Source organism: Oceanotoga sp., from assembly GCF_030445905.1.
Taxonomy (GTDB): Bacteria; Thermotogota; Thermotogae; order Petrotogales; family Petrotogaceae; genus Oceanotoga; species Oceanotoga teriensis.
In genome coordinates this window covers 1-22064 of sequence record NZ_JASUSU010000007.1, presented here as the reverse complement: position 1 = coordinate 22064, position 22064 = coordinate 1, and the positions used below count along the sequence as shown (strand labels likewise).

25 protein-coding genes are annotated in these 22064 nt (G+C 25.1%); 15 read left to right on the top strand and 10 right to left on the bottom strand.

Going from position 1 to position 22064, the window contains the following annotated elements; genetic code table 11:
• Positions 1-63 precede the first annotated feature (63 nt).
• On the top strand, positions 64-1113 hold the full coding sequence (gene mtnA, locus PWP28_RS03210) for an S-methyl-5-thioribose-1-phosphate isomerase (RefSeq protein WP_109605151.1): 1050 nt from the start codon (positions 64-66) through the stop codon (positions 1111-1113).
• A 19-nt stretch (positions 1114-1132) separates the two neighbouring features.
• On the opposite strand, the gene PWP28_RS03205 is transcribed toward mtnA, so the two are convergent.
• A complete protein-coding gene (locus PWP28_RS03205) occupies positions 1133-1843 on the bottom strand; it encodes a TylF/MycF/NovP-related O-methyltransferase (protein ID WP_109605152.1) in 711 nt (236 codons plus the stop codon).
• A gap of 145 nt (positions 1844-1988) precedes the next feature.
• Here PWP28_RS03205 and PWP28_RS03200 point away from each other — a divergent pair, with 145 nt between their 5' ends.
• The 3 genes from PWP28_RS03200 to PWP28_RS03190 are packed head-to-tail and all read left to right on the top strand — an operon-like array spanning position 1989 to position 5086.
• Positions 1989-2894 (top strand): ABC transporter ATP-binding protein, encoded by a 906-nt coding sequence (locus PWP28_RS03200; RefSeq protein ID WP_109605153.1) that lies wholly within the window; start codon positions 1989-1991, stop codon positions 2892-2894.
• Positions 2895-2904: 10 nt separating this feature from the next.
• Positions 2905-4035, top strand: a complete 1131-nt coding sequence (locus PWP28_RS03195) for an ABC transporter permease (RefSeq protein ID WP_308644248.1) — start codon at positions 2905-2907, stop codon at positions 4033-4035.
• Positions 4025-5086 (top strand): ABC transporter permease, encoded by a 1062-nt coding sequence (locus PWP28_RS03190; protein ID WP_308644247.1) that lies wholly within the window; start codon positions 4025-4027, stop codon positions 5084-5086. Before PWP28_RS03195 ends, PWP28_RS03190 begins: the two co-directional genes overlap by 11 nt.
• 40 nt (positions 5087-5126) lie before the next feature.
• On the opposite strand, the gene PWP28_RS03185 is transcribed toward PWP28_RS03190, so the two are convergent.
• The 9 genes from PWP28_RS03185 to PWP28_RS03145 form a co-directional block, all read right to left on the bottom strand.
• On the bottom strand, positions 5127-7532 hold the full coding sequence (locus PWP28_RS03185) for a hypothetical protein (protein ID WP_308644246.1): 2406 nt from the start codon (positions 7530-7532) through the stop codon (positions 5127-5129).
• 1 nt (position 7533) lies between these two features.
• Positions 7534-8469, bottom strand: a complete 936-nt coding sequence (locus PWP28_RS03180) for an RluA family pseudouridine synthase (protein ID WP_109605157.1) — start codon at positions 8467-8469, stop codon at positions 7534-7536.
• Positions 8444-8887 carry a signal peptidase II gene (lspA, locus tag PWP28_RS03175; protein WP_109605158.1) on the bottom strand — a complete coding sequence of 148 codons (444 nt, stop codon included), beginning with the start codon at positions 8885-8887 and terminating at the stop codon, positions 8444-8446. Before lspA ends, PWP28_RS03180 begins: the two co-directional genes overlap by 26 nt.
• 1 nt (position 8888) lies before the next feature.
• On the bottom strand, positions 8889-9704 hold the full coding sequence (locus PWP28_RS03170; protein WP_109605159.1) for a protein-glutamate O-methyltransferase CheR: 816 nt from the start codon (positions 9702-9704) through the stop codon (positions 8889-8891).
• 13 nt (positions 9705-9717) lie between these two features.
• Positions 9718-10455, bottom strand: coding sequence for a hypothetical protein (locus PWP28_RS03165; RefSeq protein WP_109605160.1), 738 nt, complete (start codon positions 10453-10455; stop codon positions 9718-9720).
• 61 nt (positions 10456-10516) lie between these two features.
• Complete coding sequence (locus tag PWP28_RS03160; protein WP_109605161.1) at positions 10517-11275, bottom strand: YebC/PmpR family DNA-binding transcriptional regulator; 759 nt, start codon at positions 11273-11275, stop codon at positions 10517-10519.
• A gap of 12 nt (positions 11276-11287) precedes the next feature.
• Positions 11288-12685 (bottom strand): PP2C family protein-serine/threonine phosphatase, encoded by a 1398-nt coding sequence (locus PWP28_RS03155; protein ID WP_109605162.1) that lies wholly within the window; start codon positions 12683-12685, stop codon positions 11288-11290.
• Position 12686: 1 nt separating this feature from the next.
• Entirely contained in the window at positions 12687-13046 is a 360-nt protein-coding gene (locus PWP28_RS03150; protein ID WP_109605163.1) for a response regulator transcription factor, read from the bottom strand.
• A 1-nt stretch (position 13047) separates the two neighbouring features.
• Positions 13048-13626 (bottom strand): TIGR03936 family radical SAM-associated protein, encoded by a 579-nt coding sequence (locus tag PWP28_RS03145; protein ID WP_109605164.1) that lies wholly within the window; start codon positions 13624-13626, stop codon positions 13048-13050.
• Positions 13627-13810: 184 nt separating this feature from the next.
• Between PWP28_RS03145 and PWP28_RS03140 the strand changes: the two genes are divergently transcribed.
• From PWP28_RS03140 to PWP28_RS03090, 11 genes are all read left to right on the top strand, one after another.
• Positions 13811-15904, top strand: coding sequence for a transglycosylase domain-containing protein (locus PWP28_RS03140; RefSeq protein ID WP_109605165.1), 2094 nt, complete (start codon positions 13811-13813; stop codon positions 15902-15904).
• A gap of 2 nt (positions 15905-15906) precedes the next feature.
• A complete protein-coding gene (locus PWP28_RS03135) occupies positions 15907-16710 on the top strand; it encodes a hypothetical protein (RefSeq protein ID WP_109605166.1) in 804 nt (267 codons plus the stop codon).
• Entirely contained in the window at positions 16707-17195 is a 489-nt protein-coding gene (locus PWP28_RS03130; protein ID WP_109605167.1) for a hypothetical protein, read from the top strand. Before PWP28_RS03135 ends, PWP28_RS03130 begins: the two co-directional genes overlap by 4 nt.
• 131 nt (positions 17196-17326) lie before the next feature.
• The gene (gene rplU / locus PWP28_RS03125) at positions 17327-17641 is read left to right on the top strand and encodes a 50S ribosomal protein L21 (protein WP_109605168.1); all 315 of its coding nucleotides are present in this window, start codon (positions 17327-17329) and stop codon (positions 17639-17641) included.
• Positions 17641-17928, top strand: a complete 288-nt coding sequence (locus PWP28_RS03120) for a ribosomal-processing cysteine protease Prp (RefSeq protein ID WP_109605169.1) — start codon at positions 17641-17643, stop codon at positions 17926-17928. Before rplU ends, PWP28_RS03120 begins: the two co-directional genes overlap by 1 nt.
• A 3-nt stretch (positions 17929-17931) precedes the next feature.
• A complete protein-coding gene (gene rpmA, locus PWP28_RS03115; protein ID WP_109605170.1) occupies positions 17932-18180 on the top strand; it encodes a 50S ribosomal protein L27 in 249 nt (82 codons plus the stop codon).
• 13 nt (positions 18181-18193) lie between these two features.
• Positions 18194-18724 (top strand): ECF transporter S component, encoded by a 531-nt coding sequence (locus tag PWP28_RS03110; RefSeq protein WP_109605171.1) that lies wholly within the window; start codon positions 18194-18196, stop codon positions 18722-18724.
• Between the two features lie 21 nt (positions 18725-18745).
• Positions 18746-19195, top strand: a complete 450-nt coding sequence (gene rplM / locus PWP28_RS03105) for a 50S ribosomal protein L13 (RefSeq protein ID WP_109605172.1) — start codon at positions 18746-18748, stop codon at positions 19193-19195.
• Between the two features lie 12 nt (positions 19196-19207).
• Positions 19208-19612, top strand: coding sequence for a 30S ribosomal protein S9 (rpsI, locus tag PWP28_RS03100; protein WP_109605173.1), 405 nt, complete (start codon positions 19208-19210; stop codon positions 19610-19612).
• Positions 19613-19688: 76 nt separating this feature from the next.
• A complete protein-coding gene (gene dnaG / locus PWP28_RS03095) occupies positions 19689-21416 on the top strand; it encodes a DNA primase (protein ID WP_308644245.1) in 1728 nt (575 codons plus the stop codon).
• The coding region (locus tag PWP28_RS03090) for a sigma-70 family RNA polymerase sigma factor (RefSeq protein ID WP_308644244.1) at positions 21417-22064 on the top strand (648 nt) is incomplete at its 3' end.

Genomic DNA, 22064 nt, shown 5'->3' with positions numbered 1-22064 from the left:
TTGTAAATTTTTATACTCTATTGTATAATTTTAATATATCTATAATGAAAGGAATGAATATAAATGGGAAAATTAAAAGGTATGTCCATGGAATGGATAGATAATAAGTTAATTCTTATCGATCAAAGATATTTGCCTTTAGAAGAAATATTTTTTGAATGTACTAATTATAAACAAGCTGCTATATCTATAAAAGATATGATAGTTAGAGGTGCACCAGCTATAGGAGCTACAGCTGCATTTGGAATGGCTTTGGCTTCTTTTGAATTTGATTCAGAAGATAAACAAAATTATATCAAAAAAATGCAAAATGCAAAAATAGAACTTTCAAAGACAAGGCCAACAGCTGTTAATCTTTTTTGGGCTTTGAATAGAATGTATAGTTTAATAGAAGATAAAATAGAGAATTTAGAAACGAAAGAAATGAGTATTCTTCTTGAAAAAGAAGCAGTAAATATTGCGAAAGAAGATATAGAAATTAATAAAGCGATTGGACTAAATGGTGGAAAATTATTAAACGATGGTGATACAGTTTTGACTCATTGTAACGCTGGAGCACTTGCAACTGTTGATTATGGAACAGCACTGGGTGTTATAAGAGGTGCAATTGAATCAGGAAAGAATATAAAAGTTTATGCTGACGAAACAAGACCTTATTTACAAGGAGCAAGGTTAACTGTTTGGGAATTAATGCAAGATGGTATAGATACAACATTGATATCGGATAATATGGCTGGATGGGTAATGAATCAAGGAAAGATAGATGCCGTTGTTGTTGGCGCGGATAGAATTGCTGCCAACGGAGATACAGCAAATAAAATAGGAACATATTCTGTTGCTGTTCTTGCAAAAAGACATGGTATTCCTATGTATATAGCGGCACCACTTTCAACTATAGATATGAAAACTAAAACAGGTGAAGATATACCTATTGAAGAAAGAAATCATGATGAAGTGAGGCTATGCCATAAAATAAAGATGGTTATGGATAATGTAAAGGTCTTTAATCCGTCTTTTGATGTAACTCCAAATGATTTGATAACTGCGATAATTACCGAAAAAGGTGTTATTAAACCACCATTTGATGAAAATTTAAAAAAATTATTTAAATAAAAGAATAGCAGTATTACTGCTATTCTTTTATTATATAAGACATTTTAGGTTCAAAATCAAATTTTTTAATTCTTAAATCATTAAAATTATTAAAGTATTCATAAATTGCTTGAGATTCTCCTGGCCAAATGGGATTATTTATTTCATCAAACACAATTATTCCACCTTTAACAACTTTAGGGTATAAATATTCTAAAGCAATTTTTGTTGGTTCATATAGATCGAAATCTAAGAATAACATTGAAATTGTAAGATGATTATTATTTTTAACATATTCTGGAATTGTTTTAATCGCATTACCTTTTATCAATTCGATTTTTGAAAAATTGTTTAAAAATCTATTTTCATCATATAGCTTTTCACAGTTTAAAAGATCTTGATAAACATCAAATTTTGGATTCATACCATTTAATCTTAAATTTTTATTTTTTTCATTAGAAATATCTTCATTTGAAATTGTTGGAAATCCTTCAAAGGTGTCAAAACCAATTATTTTTCTATAAAGTGCATAAGGTTCAAGTATAGTAGATAATTTTGCCCATGCAAAAATACCGCCACCATGGTAAACTCCACATTCTACAATATTTCCTTTTACTTCTTTTATTTTTTTAAATAATTCATATCTTACAAGAAATCTTGCCATTACTTGTCTTCTAACATATTTTTCAAAATTGTCGATATTTTTTTGAATTGAAGCACCGTTATTTAAAAAAAGTTCATCTATTTGCATAATTTTTTCCTCCTAAACTTTTTATGCCAATAATATTATAAGATATTCCTGTAAATACCAAGATATCAGATTTCTTAAAATTCACTTAAACTTTTATGATAGAATTAAAATAATTATAACATTGATTTATAAGGGGGTATTTAATATGGAAGATATTTTAAAGATTGAAAATTTTAAAAAATATTATAAGGATGTAAAAGCGGTTGATGGAATATCTTTGAGTATACAAAAAGGTAAAACTACTGCTATACTTGGCCCTAATGGCGCAGGTAAAACTACTACTGTTGAGACTTTAGAAGGCCTTAGAAAACCTACTATGGGGGATATATATTATTTTGGTGAAAAAGTTTTTGAGATAGACAGAAAAATAAAGGAAAGAATAGGAGTTCAACTTCAAAGTACTACTTTTTTTGACAATTTAACGGTTGAAGAAATTATAAGAGCTTTTGGTGGATTATATAAAAAAAGTATAGAAACAAATATTTTACTCAAAGATTTAAATCTTGAAGAAAAAAGAAAAGCGAGAATGAAAAATTTATCTGGTGGACAAAAGCAAAGAGTAGCACTTGCTTGTGCTATAGTTAATGATCCTGATATTATATTTTTAGATGAACCTACTACTGGATTAGATCCACAGGCAAGAAGAAATTTATGGGAACAGATTGATGATTTTAAAAAAAGAGGGAAAACAGTAGTTCTTACAACGCATTATATGGAAGAAGCAGAATTTCTTGCAGATTATATATATGTTATAGATCATGGTAAGATAATTGCTGAAGGAACTGTAGATAAACTTATAAAATCATTGAATATGAATTCATTAATAACTTTTGAAACTTTAGACTTTGATTCAAATATAGATTTATTTAATGGAGATTTAAAGAAAGTTGATGATGTTTATCAATATGAAACTGATGATGTTGAAAAATCTCTCATAAAGATTTTTGAATATTCAAAAGAAAAAAATTTTAAAATTGATAATTTAAAGGTTAGAAAACCAAATCTTGAAGATGTTTTTTTAACATTAACTGGAAGGTCATTAAGAGATTAGGAGTGATTTTATGAGATGGTTTAAACTTACATCAGCTATGATAAAAGATAATTTTAGACAGTTTGATAGTGTTTTTTGGACTATAATATTTCCATCAATATTTTTATTATTTTTTATTTCAATATTTGGAAATGTACAAAATAATGAAGAAAATATAGAATTTAAAGTTGGAATTTATTATGAAAATCAGGATATTGGTATATTAAAAAATATTTTAAATAATGTATTTGAAGATGAAGAATTTAAAAAAACATTTAAAATATCTAAATATGAAAATTTTGAAAAATCTCTAGAAGATCTGAAAGAATATAATATCGATATAATAGCATATTTCCCAGAAGATATTAATAAAGTTAATTTTTTTAATTTGAATGATGATAAACCTATTATAAAAATATATAGAACTCAAAAAAGCTATTCTAAAATTACTTCAGAGGTTTTTTCAAGTGTATTAAATGAAATAAATTTAAGGTTCAATACTATTGGAAGAGAATTAAATATAGAAACAGACTATATTTATTTAAATACAAATGATGAAGGTTTTGTTTATGAAGATTTTATTTTTCCCGGTATATTAATGATGGCAATATTAACTGTTTCTATTTTTAATCTTCCATTGAATTTTGTGGATTATAAAAATAGAGGAATTATTAAAAGAGTTTTTGTTACACCTTTAAAAATGAGCCATTATTTTTATTCTTTTTTGATTTCAAATTTTAGTATTTTATTTTTAGCCATAATACTTCTTTATTTTGAGGCATCATTTTTAAATATATCAACTTTGATTTTTAATTATAAATTTATATTTTTCTTACTTTATTGTTGTATAACAGCACTTTCATTTGGACTTATAATAGCATCATTTTTTAGACGTATAGGAACAGCATCTTCTGTTTCAAATATTGTTTATTTTATAACTATTTTTTTAAGTGGTTTGTATTTTCCTACAAAAGAAATAACCTCTTTCGTTAGATGGTATGTTTATATAAATCCAGCAACATATATGGTTGATGGACTTAGAAATATCCTTTCTGGAGATTCTATAGGTATTATTAATATAATTGTACCTGCTATTTGGTTTTTAATTGGATTAATTTTATTTTCATTTAATTTTAAAAGGGTGATGTCAGATGAAAAATAGAACTATACATTTATTAAAAGTTTTTTGGATGGAAACCTTTAGAAATAAAATCAGTTTATTTTTTACTGTATTTTTCCCACTCCTTTTTATAATAATATTTGGAACTTTGTTTGGAGAAGGAGGAGCATTTGATAATGAAAAAGATCTTGCAAAAATTGGAGTTTTAAAAATTGAAGAAGATTTTAAAGAATATTTAAAAAATTATGAGATTATTTTTTATAAAGATGTAGAAAAATTAAAAAAAGATGTTGAGAATGGTGAATTAAAGTATGGAATAGAAAATAAAGAAAATAGTTATTATATATATTTAACAAATGATCTAACTAATTATCAAAATTTTCAAAATATAAAATCTGAAATTGATAATTCTTTGAAGAGATATAATTATCAAAATTTAAAAGATTTTTTTATCATTGAAGATGAAGTAGTTGCAGTAGGAAAGAAAAAAGTTACAGACCTTGGATTTATAATTACAGGAGCTTTGGCTATATCTATACTTTCTGGAGGAATGTTTTCAGTCATTACTATTTTTGGAAGATATAAAAAAGAAAATATTATAAAAAAATTTATGACTACCCCAGTTAAACCAATTGAATTTGTTTTTTCTTCGAGTTTTGTTCAAATAATTTTAAATTTTTTTGCAGTATTTTTAAATATATTATTCAGCATAATAATTTTCAATACAGGACTTGAATTTAATTGGTTATTATTGATTATATCTGTTTTTTGTGCATCAATAGCTATGATGGGATTTGGTATTTTATTATTATTGATATTTAAAAAAGTTGAAACTGCTCAAAATGCTTCATCTATTCTTTATATGGTTATGACTTTTTTTGCTGGAGTATATTTCCCTTTAGAATTGATACCTTCTTCTATAAGATGGCTATCATATATAATGCCAATAAAGTATTTGGCAGATACAATAAGATTTTCAGCATCTATTCAAGATATGTCCTTTACTTATTTTTGGATAATTAATATTACTTTTTTTATAATAGGTATTTTATTATTACAATTTGCATCAAATAAATATGTAACTGAAGAATAAAAAAAGATTTGACTAAAGATAGTGTATAGAACTATCATAGTCAAATTTTTTTTATTATTTTAGTAGGTATTTTATGATATATTTTTTTATCATATATAATGCCACTACTATCAAATATAAAATTTTTATAGGCATAACCTATTATATTGAAAGTTTTATTACTTAAATATTTTTTATGTAATTCATTAGATAAATTATTTAATTTATTTTGTGAAAGGGGAAGTCCTATGGTTTCAGTTTCATATATTATTAAATCTTCAATAGTAGTTTTAATTTCTTTAGTATCTTCTGTTATGGTATTTCCAAAAACACTGCTTTCTATTTCTTTTAATTCTTCTAATTCGCCTCTTAATAGTTTAGTAGATTCTCTTAAGAACATTTTTCTATTAATGTTTATAAAATCAAGAGCTCCAGATCGAATAAGAATTTCTATTATATTTCTTGTTATTTTCTTTGATATACATATATTTATAAACTCTTCAAAATTTTTAATGTTATAGTTGGAAAAAAGTTCTTCTATATTTTTTCCAATACCTTTTATACAAGAAATAGGAGGAAATATATATTCTTGTGAATAAAATCCTTTTGGATATTTTAAAGAAGGATTATATATTTTTGTGTTTAAAAAAGAACATTCATTTATTATATCAGTGTTTAATCCTCTTAATTTTATGTAATTAAATACAAATTTAGAAGGGTTTTTAAATTTTTCTTCAGCTATCCAATATGAAATATGAGCATAAGCTGAAGCATGTGATTTTGCAAAAGCATATTGTGCAAACATTTCAATTTTTGAAAATATTCTTATTGAATTTTCTTCACCTATCTTTTGGGAGGCATTTTTTATGAATTTATTTTTAATTGGAGATAATTTATGTAAATCTTTTTTTGCAACTGCTTTTCTTAAAAGATCTGATTCATTTTTATCTAAACCACCTATTTTTTGTCCCAGTTTCATTATTTGTTCTTGATAAACAATTACACCATTAGTTTCAGGAAATATTTTTTTTAAGAAATCTGGTGAAGAATTGTCGAGATATTCATCAAGCATTCCAGATTCTAAAGGGCCAGGTCTATTCATGGCTATTAATAATATTAAATCTTCGAATTTTTTTGGTTTAATCTTTAAAGAAACTTTTCTTCCAAGTTTAGATTCTAATTGGAAAATTCCCTTCGTTAAACCTTTAGAAATACCGTCATAAATATAAGTGTTTTGAAGTTCATCAAAAGTTTCTTTAGCTTGTATCATTTTTAAAAAGTTTAAAGTATCTAATGAAAGAATATCAAATTTTTCTATATTGAGTTTTTTCAAATCTTCCATTTGATATTCTATTATTGGAAATTCTTTAAAATCAATAGGCAAAATACCTCTTAAATCTTTATTAGAAATTATTATGCCTGCAGCATGAGTTGATTCAGCTGTTTCTAATCCTTCAAAATAATAAGCGATTTTTAGAATTTCTTTTGTTTTTGAATCTGATTTTTTATATAATTCATAATTTTCGGAAGATCTTATGGGATTTTTTAAATAAGGAATATATTCAAAGTTATCTTTTAATTTTTTTAAAACAGATTTAAATTTCATAGTTGAATATGTTCTTATTTGAGCAATTTTATATTTTCCATAATATTTTTCTAAAAGGGTTATTAAATAATTTCTTTGAGTTGAATCAATATCTATGTCTATATCTGGTAATTCTTTTCTAAAAATGTTTAAAAATCTTTCAAATAATAAATCGTATTTTAAAGGATTAATTTTTGTTATTCCAAGTTTATATACCAAATAAGAGCTGACAGCAGATCCTCTTCCAGGTCCCACAGATATTTTATTTTTTTTAGCAATATCTATTATTTTTTTCACATTTAATATATAATTAGATACATTTAATTCTTTAATAACTTTTAATTCTTCTTTTAAAATTTTTATTTCATTTTCATCGAGATTATTTTTTGATAATTCTTTTTTCAAATCTTCAAAATTTCCAATATAAGGAATTCCAACGTTTATTTTTTCAATATTATAATTTATATCAATTTTGGAAATTTCTTTTAATTGGGAATAATTCTTCTTATAATCTTCTATAGAATAATTTTCTTTGTCATCAAAAAAATTTTTTAATTCATAACAAGGATAAATTATTTCTGGAATTGAAAGATTTATAGGTTCAAGATTTATAGAATAAACATTGTTATAGTCCCTTATTGCAAGAATTATATCTTTTTCATTTTTTAATAAATAATTTTTATCATTTTTTTCATAAATTATTATAGGTTTAATATTATTAATTTTACATAGAAAAATAAACCCCATCCATGATTTTGGATGAGGTTCTTTTAATATAATAGTTTCTATTTTCATTTTTTTTGAAATTTGTATCAAATCTCTCATCTGTATATAGGATTTGCCTATAGTTAAAGATGTTTTCACAGGACCTAATACATTCATATTAATCACCATATTTATTATAGATATTTTTGATTGCATTTTTAAAGTCATCAGGAATAGGGGCTATAAACTCCATCCATTCATTTGTTCTTGGGTGAAATAAATTCATTTTCACCGCATGAAGCATTTGTCTATTTATACATAATTCGTTTTCAAATTTTCCGATTTTTGAATAAGTACTATCGCCTAAAAGCGGAGATTTTAAATATTTAAAATGAACTCTAATCTGATGTGTTCTTCCTGTTTTTAAGTTTATCCATACTAAATTTAAATTGTTATTAAATTTTTTAATAATTTTATATTTAGTGATAGATTCTTTTCCGCCCTCTATTATAGCCATTTTATGTCTTTGTGTTGGATGACGTGAAATAGGTCTATTTATAATTCCTTGAGGCCTTTGAATAGGGCCTTTAGTAAGTGCAATATAAAATTTTCTTATAGTTCTTTCTTGAAATTGTTTTGAAAGATTTTCTCTGGCCATATTGTTTTTTGCTACAATTATTAATCCGGAAGTATCTTTGTCTAATCTATGAACTATGCCTGTTCTTAATTCATCACCAATATCTTCAAAATCATCTATATGACCTTTTAATGCATTTACCAAAGTTCCATTATATATTTTTCCTGCTGGATGAACTATCATATTGTATGGTTTATTTATTACTATTATATCATCATCTTCATATATAATATTTAAATTTATATTTTCTGGTAAGATTTCTGGTTTTTCTGGTTTTTCTGGTACTTCTATGTATATTAGGTCACCAGTTTTAATTTTATAATTAGGTTTTTTTATTTTTTTATTCACTTTTATTGAACCATTTTTTATAGAATTTTGTATAAAATTTCTTGAAATCCAATCCGGAACTTTTTTAGAACAGAACTTATCTAATCTTTCATCTTTTTCATTTTCATCTACTAAAATTTTTTCTATCATTTTTGTTCCCCCATATCAAATATATTACAAGTAAAAAACCACCTATTGTTACAAAAGAGTCAGCTATATTGAAGATTGAAAAATAAGGAACATAAAACATATCTACTACATAACCAAATCTGATTCTGTCTATTATATTTCCTATTGCACCGCCAATTATAAAGCATAATGATAGATCTAAAATTTTAGATTTGCTTCTTAATTTATCTCTAAATATTAATAATATGGTTGCAATAAATGTTGAAAAAATACCATGAAAATAAGCTTTTTCTGATAGCATTCCAAAAGCTATACCGGTATTTTCAGCATATGTCAATTTGAAGATTCCTAAGGATATTGGATTTAATTTTAAAACACTCTCAGACCAGTACTTAGTTAACTGGTCTAAGAGTATTATTATAGGTATTGTCCAACTCATTTTAATTTTCCTTTTGATAGAAGAAAGGCGCTATTGTTTTTAATCCTATTTCTCTATAATTAAAAATTCTTTCTGTAGATCCAACGAATAAAACGCCTCCAGGTTTTAAAGCATCCGCAAATTTTTTATAAAGTGCTTCTTTTGCTGGATTATCAAAATAAATAACAACATTTCTACAAATTATTAAATCATGATTTGTATCAAATTTGTCTGTTAATAAATTAATTCTTTTAAAATTTATAAGGGATTTTAATTTTGGAGAAACTTGATATTTATTATTTTGAAGTTTTGTAAAATATTTTGTTTTTATCGAATTATCAACATTTACAAGGCTTCTTTCATCATATATACCTTCTTGAGCTCTTTTTAAAACGAATTTATCTAAATCAGCCGCTATTACTTTTGAATTTCTTGACATATTAGATTCGTTCAATATTATTGATAAGGTATAAGGTTCTTCACCAGTTGAACATCCTGCACTCCAAATTTTTAAAGAATTATTAGCTTCTTTGTATAATTTTGGAAGCAGATCTTTCTTTAGATAATCCCATTTTTCGGGATTTCTAAAAAATTCTGTAACATTGATGGTAAGTTTGTCCAAGAATTCATCCCATAATATATCTGAACTTTTCAAATCATTAAAATATTCGCTATAAGATTTATAATCATGTTTTCTCATGAGCATATCAATTCTTCTTCTCACTCTATGTTGTTTATAGCCGGTTAAATCCATTTCAAATCTTTTAATAAGGTCCTTTAAAAATTTTTCATAATCATCATCATTATATGGTGAAGAATAAAGGATACTATCGCCCATAAAAACACCTCCATTATATTTGGATACTTATTGAAATGCCTATCCCATCATTTGAATAACTTAAAAAAATATTTTTGTTTATTGGAAATCTTATTATAAAATTATCTTCATGTTTTTCGAAGTAAAATGAATTAATATTTAAATTTCCTGTTTTTATATTATAATATATATTAAATTCTTTTTCCATTATAATTATCTCATTTAAATTGAAATTTTCAAAATTTAAATATATATTTTTAAAAAATAAATAGGGTTTTATATCATGATTTTGAAAATTTAAAGATATACCAAATAAATCTTTGTTTTTTAATGTTAAAGCATATGCTGAGTCATAAAAGTCATTGACTTTAAACCAAAAAGAAGTACTGAAATATTCTTTATTAAAATAAATACCAAAGTATAGATCTTTCATATTTAATATTATATAATCATCTATTATCATATGAAAAGAGTCAAAAGAATTTTTGACATAAAAAATATCTTTTTTGTCATCTATAAATCTATAATGAATTTTAAATCCTGGTTGAGAAAAATCAAAATAATTAAAAATATCTATAAGATTGGATGTTTCAAATTCTCTTTCTTTTAATTTAAAATTATAGTTTAAAGATGTATCATATAGGTCTTCAAATTCTATATCAAAATCCATTCTATTATTTAAATATTTTCCATAATCATTTGTTAGTTTAAAAGTACTTGTGAAAACAAAGGTATTTATAATAATAAAAATTAATATCATACATTTTTTCATAATATCCCCCAATATAAATTAAAATGGGGATCAGAGTCCCCATTTTATATAAAAGGTATTTTTAACCTAATTTTTTTGATAATTCTTCGAGTTCAGCATCATCAATATCGTAATTTCCAAATACTTGCTGAACATCATCATTATCTTCTAAGTTATCCAAAAGTTTCAATAATTTTTCAGCATCATTGCCTGAAATGTTTACTGTTGTTTTTGGATTATAGGTTAATTCATCTTCTATCGAATAACCATCTGCTTTTAAAGCTTCTCTTACGTCTGAAGTTAAATCTGGTTCAACAGTTATTTCTATAGGGTCTGTATCTTCAGTTATATCTTCAGCGCCAGCTTCAATAGCTTGCATCATAAATTCTTCCATATCAGAAACCTCTTCTTTAGGAACTTTTATCAAACCTTTTCTTTCAAAATTCCAAGAAACCGCTCCAGCTTCAGCTAAAGAACCATTACCTTTTGATAGAAGATGTCTTATTTCTTGAGCAGATCTATTTTTATTATCTGTAACAACAGATATTAACAAAGCAACGCCTGCTGGACCATAACCTTCATATAATAATTCTGTTAGTTCTTCACCTTCAAGTTCTCCTGTACCTTTTTTAATAGCTGTTTCAATCTTATCTTTTGGCATGTTTGCCGCTTTAGCTTTATCTACTGCAGATCTTAATCTTGGATTAGCATCAGCATCTCCACCGCCATCTCTTGCGGCTATAGTTATTTCTCTTATGATCTTAGTAAAAGCTTTAGATCTTTTCGCATCTTGAGCACCTTTTCTATGTTTAATATTAGCCCACTTATTATGCCCTGACATATATTATCCCTCCTAAAAACCTTTCATCACTAAAATTGTGGTATCATCATGTTGAGGAGCACTTTTCACAAAATTGTCCACCGAATCAATTATACGGTTAACTATTACATTTGTGTTTTCGTTTATTATCGGTTTTATTAAATTTTCCAGTCTTTTTGTTCCATATTCTTCTTTTTCTTCATTTCTTGCTTCTGTTATTCCATCAGTATAAGATATGAATAGAAATTCAGATTTGTAAGAATATTTTTCTATTTTGAAGTCTATATCTTCAAATATACCCAAAGGAAGACCTGTTGCTACTGAAGTATACTCATTAGAATCAAGATAAATAGGACAATTATTATGTCCCACATTTACGATTTTAACATTTTTTTCTTTTGAATTCAATAGAATAAAAATAGCTGTTACAAATCTATCATCAGGTATATTCTTTTCCAAATAATTATTTACGTATTTTACAAGAGAATCAATACTATCTCCAGCTTCGATTCTACTTCTGACAACTGCTCTCATAGAACTCATTATCAATGCTGCTGGTACTCCTTTTCCAGATACATCTGCCAATAAACCTAAAACTTCATTATCATTTATTTTTATGACATCATAATAATCTCCACCAACATCATAAGCAGATCTGTAAAAAGCTGATATTTGACAATTTAAAATATTAGGTATTTTTTTTGGCAATAAAGAATTTTGAATTTCTTTTGCTATTTTTAATTGCTCATCAAATTTTTGTTGTTTAATTTTTTCATTTAAATAATTTATAGTATCGAATCCAAAAGCGAGTTGCTCACAAACAGATTCCATTATTTTTTTGTCTGAAGCAAGAAAAATCGAATTATCTGTTTTTCCATATAATAAAATAAAACCCCATATTTTTAGTTTTGATTTTATAGGAATTAATAAAAAAGAACTTTCAGTATGATTAACAGAGTCCTTTTCTCTTAAAATTGTTTTTGGAGAGTCTATTTTTTTTAAAAGATAAAGAATTGGTTCTATATTTTCAAAGTTCATATCTCTTAATTCCAAATATAAAGGGTTAAAATTTACATTTTGAGTTTCAAAGTCTACAAATTCTCCAACTATAACATTTTTAAAATCTACAGTATCTTTAAGTCTTTTTACTATTTGTTCTATAGACAGTCTTGGATCTTTAGTCGAAAAAATTAGCTTAGAAATTTCTAAAACGGTAGTCAATTCTTCATATAATTTAGAAATTTCTTCAAATTGAGCTTGAAGAATCATAGTATTTTCTTCTATTTGTATTTTATAATTATTTAACTCTGAAAGATGTTTATCTGTTAAAAAATTAATTCTTTCATATAGTACATTCACATTTTCTTCTTCATCTGTGTATATTTTTAAAGCATTATTTAATTTTGAATAGAGAGACTTTGCATCAAACATATCATTCACCCACTAATTCATTTACCGTATCTATTAAAGATTTTGGACTGAACGGTTTTGTTAATACTTTTTTTGCACCAAGTGATAAGGCTGTTTCTTCATCAGATTCTCCACCTTTAGCAGTTAATACTATGATCGGAATTTTTATATCTATACCTTTAAGTTCTTTTAATACTGTAAAGCCATCCATTATGGGCATCATAATATCAAGGCATACGAGATCAGGTTTTTCTGATAAAATTTTTTCTAAGCCTTCTTTTCCATTAGATGCTTCTATCACATCATAACCAGATGTTTTAAGATTAAAAGTTATTATCTTTCTCAATACTTCAGAATCATCGACAACAATAATTTTTTTCATATTAACCCCTCCAGACGGTTTCAATACAGTAAGGATAATAAATAAAATTCTTTAAGTTCATTTTATTTATTATTTTATAAAAATTAAAAATATTTTTTGTATTTTGAAAAAATTCTAATATGTATATTTTATTATTATTATTATAACATTTCAAGTCTTCAAAAATTTCATTTTTATTGTAAAAATTTTGTCCCTTTTGAATTAAATCCATATTTTTAAAGTTTTCATATATATTTTCAGATATATATATTCTAAATTTAAATTTATCTATTTCTTCATTGATATTAAAATCATCATTTTTTTCTTGAAATTCTATTAATTTAAGACCTTTTGGAGAACAAGAATTCAAAATTTCAAAATTAAAGCTTTTTTTTGTATTTACTATTATATAAAGTTCTCTGTTGATATATCCCAAAGGTAAAGCTGAAGTATAAGAAAAAATTGGTTTTGGACTAAATCCTTTAGAAAATTCAAGAGGACATTTAGCTCTTCTCAAGGTATATTCTATGATGCTTATGAAGTCTCTATGTGAAGTGAAAGCTAAATTCCCATATTTTTTTAATTTTAACATATATTTCATAAAAAATATACTCCTTCCATTTTATCATATCATAATAATATTATTATGTTTTTTTAGTTTTATTTTAAAAACTTAAGCTTTATAATTATACTAAATTAATTTCATCAAATTATTAAATATAAAAAAATTTTAAGAACTATATGATATAATTTGTTTTGAAAAATTAATAATTGGAGGAATAAAGTTGAAAAGTTATTTAATAGGATTTTTTATAGGAATATTTTTCTTTATATTTTTATTTATACATACAAGTAATTTTTATAAAAATACATCATCCATATTTTTTGTCAATTCAAATTATAATACATATTTGTTCGAAGATGGTGAAAGTATTCTCCCAACAAAATACAAATATGTTAATTTAGAAGATATTCCAGAAGAATTAATATATATGCTTTTATGGTCTGAAGATAGGGATTTTTATGAGCATTATGGAGTTAATATAAAGGCTCTGTTCAGAGCTACTCTTATAAATATTAAAAATAGATCTTTTTCTCAAGGTGGATCAACTTTGAGTCAACAACTCGCGAAAACTTTATATTTGACCAATGAAAAAACTATTATGAGAAAAGTTATGGATATGATGCTGGCATTTTTCTTGGAAAGATCTTATACAAAAGATGAAATATTAGAGGCTTATATGAATAGTGTTTATCTTGGAAATGATATTTCTGGATTTGGGGCGGCTTCAGAGAGATATTTCAAAAAAGATTTAAATGATTTAGACTATAATGAAATGTCTATGTTAGTTGGAATAATTAATGGACCAGAATTATATAATCCGTATAAATATCCAGATAGAGCTAAAAATCAAGCTTCAATTCTTTTAAATTCCATTCATGGAAATGAATTGATAAAGTTTGATAAATCAAACATAGAAAAAATGGTTAATGATATACAAATATATAAATTAGATTATAAAGAGGATTATTTAGATTTTATTTATCAAGTAAAAAAAGAAGAAGAAGCATTAAACTTAAAAGGTGGAGGTTATAAAATAAAAACAACTTTTAATAGAGATTTATATGATTCTTTTACATTAAATGCTTCTGAATCTTCAATAGTTATAAATAATAAGACCGGATCTGTTGAATCTTTTTGGGGTGGAGAATACTCGATATTCATTTCTAATAAACAAATTGGTTCTGTGATAAAACCTTTTTATTATGCATTAGCATTAGATAAAGGCTATACATTCGATACTATACTTCCCGATGAACCTATGGATTTTGGAGGATGGAGACCAAATAATTATGACAAAAATTTTAGAGGTGAAATAAGTCTTGAAGATGCCATAGTTAAATCTATAAATATACCGTCTATATATTTAGCAACTCATATTGAAAAATCACCAACAGATTCAATAGAAAAAATAAAGAATTTTTTAGAATCTGATATAGGACTTAAAGGCATGTATCCAGAAGATTTAACACTTGCATTGGGAACTGTTGAAACAAATCCTTTTGAATTAATAAAAGCTTTTACAATATTTCCAAACTATGGATTAATACCAAAAATATATACAATATCAGAAATATATGATAGAAAAGGTAATTTAATATACAAAAAATATCCTGAGATAGATAAAAAAATAGATGAAATATCTATAAAGACTTATTCTTCTATGAATAATCTATTGAGACAAGTTGTAGAAAGAGGATCTGCAAAGAGAATAAATATAGAAGGAATAGATCTTCATGGAAAAACGGGAACTCCTGAGTTATCGACATGGTTTTCAGGATATACTGGAAACAAAAGTATAGTAGTTAGAGTAGATGGTGTAGATTTATTATCTTCAACATCGGCTGTTCCTGTAGCTGGAAATATAGTAAAAAACTTTATATATTCGGGTTATAATTTGAAAGTTCCAAAATATATGAATGCATATGATGATGAACAAAAACTGGATTTTTTTGAAGACCCTATAACTTTTGTTTCAAAGGGAATGGATGTTATAGAATATTTAAAATTTTCAAAATTAAAATACTCTACAGATGATTTGAATGAAAAATTAAAAGAAGCAAATTCACAATTAGAATATATATATCCAGATGTAGTTAATAGAATAAATGAATGGAAAAATATCAATCTCGTAGATTTTATGAAAGATCCTTATTCATTTATACAAAATGGATACAATCTAAGAAATTATTTAGAAAATATAAGTATTACAGATGAAATCAAGAAAAAACTTTTGAATATATCAGATGAAATAAAATATTTATATCCTGATCAAGCATCTTTAATAATAGAGTTTATAAGTGAAAAGGGGCTTTAACTATGATACAGTTAAAAAAAGGAAAATATTTTATAAAAGAAGGAGAAATACCAAAAAAAATATTTTATATAAGAGAAGGTAGATTAACAGATGGTAATAAGGAGTATTTAGAGGGTACTTTTATTTCTATTGTTTCTTATATATTGCAATTACCTATTGCAAAGGGTTTGAAGTCTTTGTCGAATATTAAAATAGAAGAATTTGATGATTTTAATGATATAGATGATTCTATAATAAAAAATTTTATTCAAGAAATTTCAAAAATAACAAATAATTTAATGTATTTTCCCATAGAAAAGAGCTATGCGGATCCTAATAAAATAATAAATTATAAATTGGAACTTTTTTCTAGTAATAATGATGAAGAATATTTTGATATTGAAGAAAATGATGAATTAAAAGAATTTTTTGATAATTTTAATTTCTTTTTTGATAAAGAAGAACAAATAGATTTACCAGAAAGTTTTGAAGAATATAAAAAATTATTGAAAAATTTTATTTTAGAACTCAATATATCAAAATTGATAAATTATTTTAAAAAAGGTTTAAATAAATATGAAGTTGAACAATCTGAATTAGAAGTATTTTTTGATGAATTAATAGACATAGCTATTACAATAAATGATAGAGCTCTTGTTTTATATCTTGTTTATATGTCAGCTATAAAAATAGAAAATATTGATAAAATAAATAAATATTTAAAGAAAAATTGGGAATTTTTGAGATTCAACGGTATAAACAATTGGGTAGATTACTCTATGAGATATATAAACAATAAAATGATCTCAGAGGGTGATAAAATATGAATTTTATGAATTTGAAAAGTTTTGGTTCAAAATTAAATGGGATTTATTTGATAAAAAAAGGAATAGTTGGTGGAATAACTTATTATAAAGATAAAATTTTTTTATCTTATGTTTATAAGCAAGGAGATTTTCTTGCAATAGACAAATTCCAATATGAAATTGGAATAATTGATTATTATTGTTTTACAGATGTAGAGTATGAATTTATAGAAGATGAAGAGTTATTTAAAAGAATTAAAGAAGATAAAGAATTTGCCAAGAATTTTTATAAATTTTTAAAAGATTATACTATGGAAGTGACGGCTTTTTCAAGGGAAGAACCTGAAAAAATTTTATATTATAATTTAAAAAAGATAAAAGAATATGGTGGAATATTAAAAGGCATACATAAGGATTTTGTCAATGAATTTAAATTAAAACCTTATTTTGACAAAATGATAGAAAACAAGAAAATAAAACTTGTAGATCAATACTATTGCTTATAAAAAATTAACAATACTTTCATAAAAATTCTTTCAAATGATGATAAAATACGTAAATGGATCCTGGTATCAAAGCTCAACAAAGATTGAGTACCTTGGGCCATAATAATTATTCCAATACAGGAGGTGACTTTATGTACGCAATTATTGACTTTGGTGGAAAGCAGTATAAAGTAGAAGAAGGTCAAACATTGATTACTGAAAAGGTTAATGGAGTTGAAGCCGGATCAGAATTCGTTTTTGACAAAGTAATATTCTTCAAGAATGATGCAGAAACAAAGGTTGGTAAACCTTTCATAGAAGGTGGAAAGGTTACAGCTGAAGTTGTTGAACATGGAAAAGATAGAAAAATAAAGATTCTAAAGTTTAAAGGAAGAAAAAACTTCAGAAAGAGAAAAGGACATAGACAGCTTTATACTGAATTAAAAATAAAAACTATTGAAGCGTAATGATAAAAGTTTTATTTGAAAAAAATTATATTCTTATAAAAGGTCATGCATCAAATGATTTATATAAAAAAGATATAGTTTGCAGTGCTGTCAGTACTTTGACTCAATTTGTTGCTAATGTATTAAGTAAAGAAAAGTTAGCTTCATTTAAAATTTCTGAAGGTTATTTAAAGATAGATCTTTTAGAAAAAAATGACTTTTCAAATAAATTGGTCAAATATTTAATAGAAACGATTAAAGGAATTGAAAAAAATTATCCTGATTACGTGAAAGTTGAGGTGAAATGAAGAATGGCTAAAAAGCGTGGTTCCGATTGGAACAAAAAGGATAGTAATCCAAAGTATCTTGGAGTAAAAGCTGGAGAAGGTTCTAGAGTGCCAGCAGGATCAATTATTCTAAGACAAAGAGGTACAAAAATTCACCCAGGAAAGAATGTGGGCTTAGGAAGAGATTTTACATTATTTGCTAAAACAGATGGTATTGTTAGATTTGAAACTAAAAACAACAGAAAGTATGCTAATGTATACGCTGAGAATTAAGAGGTAATATGATATGAACAGCAGTAGAAAAATTGCAATAGCTGGTATAATAGGTGCTATTTCATTTTTACTGACTTTCATTGAATTTCCTATTTTTCCAGTAGTTGGATTTTTAAAATTTGATCCATCAGATTCATTGATAATATTCACTAATTTAGTTTATGGATTTGTTCCATCTCTTTTAACACTTATAGTAAAAAGTTTTTTGTTTATATTTAAAAGTGGAGATGGAGGACTTATAGGAATATTGATGAATTTTATATCTGGTTTTGTTTTTATAGGTATTTTAAATTTATTCAAAGATAAAATAAACAGATGGATATTATATTTTATAGATAGTCTAATAGTTGGATTTGTACTATTTTTTATGAACTATTTTATTTCAATTCCTGTTTATACAAATATGAAAACATCAGAATTTATAAATACATTACCTATAAATATGTTTCAGTTTTTTGTTTTAACGGTTATCTTTAATTTAATAAAATTTTTTATAGACTCGATTATTGCTCATTTATTAAACAAAAGAATTAAAGTGAGTTAAATAACGAAAGGAGGATGGAAAATGAATTCCAAAATGACACAAAAATCATTTCATGCAAAGAAAGAAGATATCGATAGAAAATGGTATCTTGTAGATGCAGAAGGAAAAACATTGGGAAGATTAGCATCTCAAATTGCAAAAGTATTACAAGGAAAAAATAAACCTATATATACTCCAAGTATAGATACTGGAGATTTTGTTGTTGTTATAAATGCAGAAAAGATAAATTTAACAGGTAAAAAGATGGAACAGAAAGAATACTACCGCCATACAGGTTACCCAGGAGGTTTAAAAACAACATCCGTTAAAGAAATGTTGGAAAAACATCCTGAAAGAGTTTTGGAACATGCAGTTAAAGGTATGCTTCCAAAAAATTTACTTGCTAAACAAATGTTAAAAAAATTAAAGATCTATGCTGGTACAGAGCATCCACATTCAGCTCAAAATCCAGAATTATTAGATCTTAAATAAGGAGGGTTAAGTATGGCTGAATTTATTGATTACTACGGTACTGGTAGAAGAAAAACCGCAGTTGCAAGAGTACATTTAAGACCAGGTACAGGTAAAATAAAAATAAATGGAAAAGATTATGATAAATTTGTAGATTATTTTAAGAATGCAGTTTGGGAAAAACATGCTATAGATCCTATAACAGTTGTAGGATTGGAAAACAAGTTTGATTTTGTTGTTAGAGTTCATGGTGGAGGATTAAGTGGACAAGCTGGAGCAGTTAGACTTGGTGTTGCAAGAGCATTATTAGAATATGATAATGATTTGAGAACAGAACTAAAGAAAATGGGAATGCTTACAAGAGATCCAAGAGTTGTAGAAAGAAAGAAAGTTGGTCTCAGAAAGGCAAGAAAGAGAGCACAATTCTCAAAGAGATAATATTTTTATATACAAAAATGTCCAGAACGGCTCACAAAGAGCCGTTCTTTTTTAGTCAGAGAAGGAGAAATAAAATATGGCTTATGAAGATTTGAAGTTAAAGGCTGAAGAAATAAAAAATATACTAAAAATAGAAGATATAATATCAAGCTATATAAGTATTAAAAGAGCTGGTAAAAACTATACAGCTTTATGTCCTTTTCATGCTGAAGATACACCATCTTTTTATATTTTTCCTGAAACACAAACATATCATTGTTTTGGTTGTGGTGCTCATGGAGATGCTATAACTTTTATAAAAGAATATGAAAATAAATCTTTTATGGATGCATTAAAAAAGTGTGCTGATATGGCTGGAGTTAATCTTGATTTAAAATCGCATAAAAAGCCAAAAGAGATTGAATTGAATGAATCTTTAAATAAATTTTATATAGATAGATTATTAAATCTTCCTTCATATCATAAAGTTTGGGAATTTCTGAAAAATAGAAATATAAATAAAGATACTGCAGAAGAATTTGAATTTGGATATTCTACGGGTGAAGAAATTGAAAAAGTTTTAGAAGATACCTTGATAGAAAAAGAAATAGCAGTAAATTCAGGATTAATAAAAAATGACAGAGATTTTTTTAATGGTAGATTAATAATTCCAATAAGAGATAATAACTCAAGTTTAGTTGGTTTTGCTGGAAGGCTTATAGAAAATGTTAACTCACCTAAATATATAAATAGTCAAGAAAATAAATATTTTAAAAAATCAAAAATATTGTATATGTATCATAAAACAAAAAGTATAATACAAAAAAATGATTTTGCAATAATTACCGAGGGATATTTCGATGCAATATCCATGTATAAAATAGGCTTTAAAAATATAGTAGCCGTTCTGGGCTCTAATTTAACAAAAGATCATGCTTTTGAATTGTTTAAATCTACAAATAAAATAATAACTATGTTTGATATGGATAAAGCTGGAGAAAAAGCAACAATTTCATCTATAGATTTACTCTTTGAAAAAGGTTTTCAAGTTGCTGTTGCAAATTATGATGCAAAAGATCCAGATGAATTAACAAAAAAACATGATAAAAAGTATATAGCTGAGATTCTAAAAAAATCGTATAAATTTCATGAATATATAGTAGATGTAAAAGCTAAAGATTATGATTTAAAAAACGAATTTGCTGTAGAAGAATATCTCAAAGAAATGGCTATTTGGTATAAAAAAATTCAACAATCAAATAGATTTGAAATAATGGAAGTTTTTTCGGAGAAAATATCAGAAAAAATAGATAGAGAAAAAGATTTTGTAAAAAAAGTTCTTATAGAATTATCAAAAAATTTAAAAATCAATAATATAAAAATAAATGAAAGTAAACAAAAAACTCAAATTACCGAAAAAGAAATAAGATATGATTTAGGTAAGTCTTTTATATATTTATGGCTAAAATTTCCAGAGTATAGAAAAAAGATAGAAAGCGTACAAGAAGATATACTACCAGAAAATCCATTAAGAGAATTTATAACTTCTTTAAAAGAAGGAAAAGAACTTTCTCAAATAATAGAGGATTCATCTGAAGAGCTTTCTCAAATAATATCTGAAATATGGAAAGTTGATTATATATTTGAGCCAGAGAGAATTTATTCAAAACTTATGAAATCAATAGATAGAATAAATATTTTGAAAAAAATTGAATCATTAAAAGATGAATTAAAAAATACTGAAGAACCATATATTAGAGCAAATATTACAAAAGACATAATAAAATTATATTCTAAATTAAAAAAGCATGGAGGGAATATTTAAATGGGAAAAGATAAGGCGTCAAAAGTTCAGGTAAGTGATGCAATAAAAGATTTAGGAAACTTAGAAATAATAGATGATGATAAAGTAAAAATAAAAAGGGACAAAACAAAATATAGAAAAAAACTAGAAAAAATGGTATTAGACCTAAGAAAAATGGGGATTGATAATAATTATACATTAACATATGAAATGATAGATAAAGCTATACCTCAACAAATGGCTGATCTTATAGATTCTGATTTTATAGAAAGAATATATCTTGCTTTAGAAAAAGAAGGTATTGAAATAATAGATGATACGCAAGAAGATGATGAAGAAGAACAAGCAGATAGTGAAGAATTATATGAAATTTTTAATGCTACAGATTTTCAAATGTTTGATAATATATCTTTAAATGATCCCATAAAAATATATTTAAAAGAAATAGGTAAAATTGGACTTTTGACACCAAAAAGAGAGAGATTAATAGCAATGAGAGCACAAAAAGGTGATCAAAGAGCAAGAGATGAATTGATAAAAGCAAATTTAAGACTTGTAATAAGTATAGCAAAAAGATATACGGGAAGAGGATTGAGTTTTTTAGATTTAATTCAAGAAGGAAATATAGGACTGATAAAAGCAGTAAATAAATTTGATTGGAAAAAAGGA

Bases quoted from the DNA above. Each gene is read 5' to 3' on its own strand.
- mtnA (WP_109605151.1), top strand. From the start codon at position 64: ATGGGAAAATTAAAAGGTATGTCCATGGAATGGATAGATAATAAGTTA.
- PWP28_RS03205 (WP_109605152.1), bottom strand. From the start codon at position 1,843: ATGCAAATAGATGAACTTTTTTTAAATAACGGTGCTTCAATTCAAAAA.
- PWP28_RS03200 (WP_109605153.1), top strand. From the start codon at position 1,989: ATGGAAGATATTTTAAAGATTGAAAATTTTAAAAAATATTATAAGGAT.
- PWP28_RS03195 (WP_308644248.1), top strand. From the start codon at position 2,905: ATGAGATGGTTTAAACTTACATCAGCTATGATAAAAGATAATTTTAGA.
- PWP28_RS03190 (WP_308644247.1), top strand. From the start codon at position 4,025: ATGAAAAATAGAACTATACATTTATTAAAAGTTTTTTGGATGGAAACC.
- PWP28_RS03185 (WP_308644246.1), bottom strand. From the start codon at position 7,532: ATGAATGTATTAGGTCCTGTGAAAACATCTTTAACTATAGGCAAATCC.
- PWP28_RS03180 (WP_109605157.1), bottom strand. From the start codon at position 8,469: ATGATAGAAAAAATTTTAGTAGATGAAAATGAAAAAGATGAAAGATTA.
- lspA (WP_109605158.1), bottom strand. From the start codon at position 8,887: ATGAGTTGGACAATACCTATAATAATACTCTTAGACCAGTTAACTAAG.
- PWP28_RS03170 (WP_109605159.1), bottom strand. From the start codon at position 9,704: ATGGGCGATAGTATCCTTTATTCTTCACCATATAATGATGATGATTAT.
- PWP28_RS03165 (WP_109605160.1), bottom strand. From the start codon at position 10,455: ATGAAAAAATGTATGATATTAATTTTTATTATTATAAATACCTTTGTT.
- PWP28_RS03160 (WP_109605161.1), bottom strand. From the start codon at position 11,275: ATGTCAGGGCATAATAAGTGGGCTAATATTAAACATAGAAAAGGTGCT.
- PWP28_RS03155 (WP_109605162.1), bottom strand. From the start codon at position 12,685: ATGTTTGATGCAAAGTCTCTCTATTCAAAATTAAATAATGCTTTAAAA.
- PWP28_RS03150 (WP_109605163.1), bottom strand. From the start codon at position 13,046: ATGAAAAAAATTATTGTTGTCGATGATTCTGAAGTATTGAGAAAGATA.
- PWP28_RS03145 (WP_109605164.1), bottom strand. From the start codon at position 13,626: ATGAAATATATGTTAAAATTAAAAAAATATGGGAATTTAGCTTTCACT.
- PWP28_RS03135 (WP_109605166.1), top strand. From the start codon at position 15,907: ATGATACAGTTAAAAAAAGGAAAATATTTTATAAAAGAAGGAGAAATA.
- PWP28_RS03130 (WP_109605167.1), top strand. From the start codon at position 16,707: ATGAATTTTATGAATTTGAAAAGTTTTGGTTCAAAATTAAATGGGATT.
- rplU (WP_109605168.1), top strand. From the start codon at position 17,327: ATGTACGCAATTATTGACTTTGGTGGAAAGCAGTATAAAGTAGAAGAA.
- PWP28_RS03120 (WP_109605169.1), top strand. From the start codon at position 17,641: ATGATAAAAGTTTTATTTGAAAAAAATTATATTCTTATAAAAGGTCAT.
- rpmA (WP_109605170.1), top strand. From the start codon at position 17,932: ATGGCTAAAAAGCGTGGTTCCGATTGGAACAAAAAGGATAGTAATCCA.
- PWP28_RS03110 (WP_109605171.1), top strand. From the start codon at position 18,194: ATGAACAGCAGTAGAAAAATTGCAATAGCTGGTATAATAGGTGCTATT.
- rplM (WP_109605172.1), top strand. From the start codon at position 18,746: ATGAATTCCAAAATGACACAAAAATCATTTCATGCAAAGAAAGAAGAT.
- rpsI (WP_109605173.1), top strand. From the start codon at position 19,208: ATGGCTGAATTTATTGATTACTACGGTACTGGTAGAAGAAAAACCGCA.
- dnaG (WP_308644245.1), top strand. From the start codon at position 19,689: ATGGCTTATGAAGATTTGAAGTTAAAGGCTGAAGAAATAAAAAATATA.